The sequence below is a fragment of the Christensenella sp. genome (assembly GCF_034927525.1).
In the GTDB taxonomy this organism is placed as follows: domain Bacteria; phylum Bacillota; class Clostridia; order Christensenellales; family Christensenellaceae; genus Christensenella.
Window position 1 is genome coordinate 1 of the sequence record NZ_JAYFPU010000165.1, and the last position, 1,624, is coordinate 1,624.

Sequence of the window (1,624 nt, forward strand, 5' to 3'; positions counted from 1 at the left end):
CCCATGCCCGCGCCAAAACCCATTTCGCGCACGGTGTCGGACGCGGTAGAATACCCTTCCTTCATCGCAAGATCGATATCCGGTATGCCCGGGCCAACGTCTTTGCAGGTGATCTCTATCCCATCGTCGCCGATACTGAGTTTCATCTGTCCGCCATAGCTGTGGATGATCATATTGATCTCCGCTTCATAAGAGGCGATCGCAATTTTGCGGATCAGCATCGGGTCAACACCCATTTTTTTCAGCTTGCCTTTGATTTCAGCAGATACTTCACCCGCTGCGACAAAGTCGTCCTTTGCCACATCATATTCTTGGGAGTATATCATAATTATACCTCCCGCATTCCGCCCTTGATACCGCTTGCGTAAAGCACGCCGCAGGCCGAAAACATCGGCTGCTCTGTTGCTAGAAGAGCCATATCGCGTTCCTTCGCCATATCCACGATCTCTTCCGGCGGTCGCTTCCCACGAACGAAAAGCACACACTGTATATCCATCATTTCTGCCGTCCTGATCACATGGTTATTGACAAGGCCTGTCAGCAAAATAGCGTCGTGCTTGGTAAAGGCGAGCACGTCGCTCATCATATCCGCGCCGCAGGCGCACTGAATCTCCATTTCCGCTTTGTCTTCCCCACAAAGGAATTCGGCATTGAGCAAATTGACGATCTCTTTTACGACCATAAAAACCTCCCAGGAACTCAGTCCTTATATTGTTCGATCTGCATATCCACCAGTTCAAATATCTTTTTGGCAAAATCATCCGGATAAGGGTATTTGTATACGATACGGACAATTCCCGCGTTCACGATCATCTTCGCGCAGATCGAGCATGGCTGGTGTGTGCAATACATCGTCGCGCCGTCTATCGCAACGCCAAGCTTCGCCGCCTGAATGATCGCGTTCTGCTCCGCATGGATCGCATAGCAAAGCTCATGCCGCTCTCCCGAGGCAATCCCCAGATTGTTGCGCAGGCATTCGCCGCGTTCCTTGCAGCTGTCGATGCCGGATGGCGCGCCGTTATACCCCGTCGTCACGATCCGTTTGTTTTTTACAATGATCGCTCCTACACTGCGGTTCGGTTTATAGCAGCTCGACCAATGTGCGATCTCCCCCGCGAGATCCATAAAACGTTTATCCCACTTATCCATGCTTATTCCCCTTTATGAACATTATATATATATTCGAAGTGATTTGCTATTATACATTATTTTACATGGTTTCATGTTTGTGCGTCGAAGGCAAATACATCAGCAAATCAGATATTTTAGCAGTATTCGGAAGATAGCATAGAATAATCACTCGCAATATTAAAATACAGCATTTTTGCTAGAATTTCGTTATTTGATTTATTTCATGATTATATATATCATAGGAATAGAAATTAGCACTCACCTATTTCGAGTGCTAACAAGAATTTTAAAAACTAATTCACAGGAGGCATGGATATGACTATTAAACCTTTAGGCGACAGAGTTGTCATCAAATCTGTCGAAGCGGAAGAAACGACAAAGAGCGGCATTGTACTGCCGGGCTCGGCGCAGGAAAAACCCCAGGTAGCTGAGGTGGTTGAGGTTGGACCGGGCGGCGTTGTCGACGGCAAAGACATCAAAATGGAAGTCAAAA

The 1,624-nt window shown here is 47.4% G+C and carries 3 protein-coding genes and 1 pseudogene; 1 reads left to right on the forward strand and 3 read right to left on the reverse strand.

Annotation, left to right across the window (positions count from 1 at the left end; translation table 11 throughout):
- From VB081_RS06750 to VB081_RS06760, 3 genes are all read right to left on the reverse strand, one after another.
- Positions 1 to 326: ATP-binding protein (locus tag VB081_RS06750; protein ID WP_323400065.1), on the reverse strand; the 326-nt coding region annotated here is incomplete at its 3' end.
- Positions 327 to 328: 2 nt separating this feature from the next.
- The gene (locus VB081_RS06755) at positions 329 to 682 is read right to left on the reverse strand and encodes a DRTGG domain-containing protein (RefSeq protein WP_323400066.1); all 354 of its coding nucleotides are present in this window, start codon (positions 680 to 682) and stop codon (positions 329 to 331) included.
- A gap of 17 nt (positions 683 to 699) precedes the next feature.
- Positions 700 to 1,149 carry a deoxycytidylate deaminase gene (locus VB081_RS06760; protein ID WP_323400067.1) on the reverse strand — a complete coding sequence of 150 codons (450 nt, stop codon included), beginning with the start codon at positions 1,147 to 1,149 and terminating at the stop codon, positions 700 to 702.
- A gap of 297 nt (positions 1,150 to 1,446) precedes the next feature.
- On the opposite strand from VB081_RS06760, the pseudogene VB081_RS06765 reads away from it, so the two are divergent.
- A pseudogene (locus VB081_RS06765) lies at positions 1,447 to 1,624 on the forward strand (co-chaperone GroES); the annotation flags it as partial.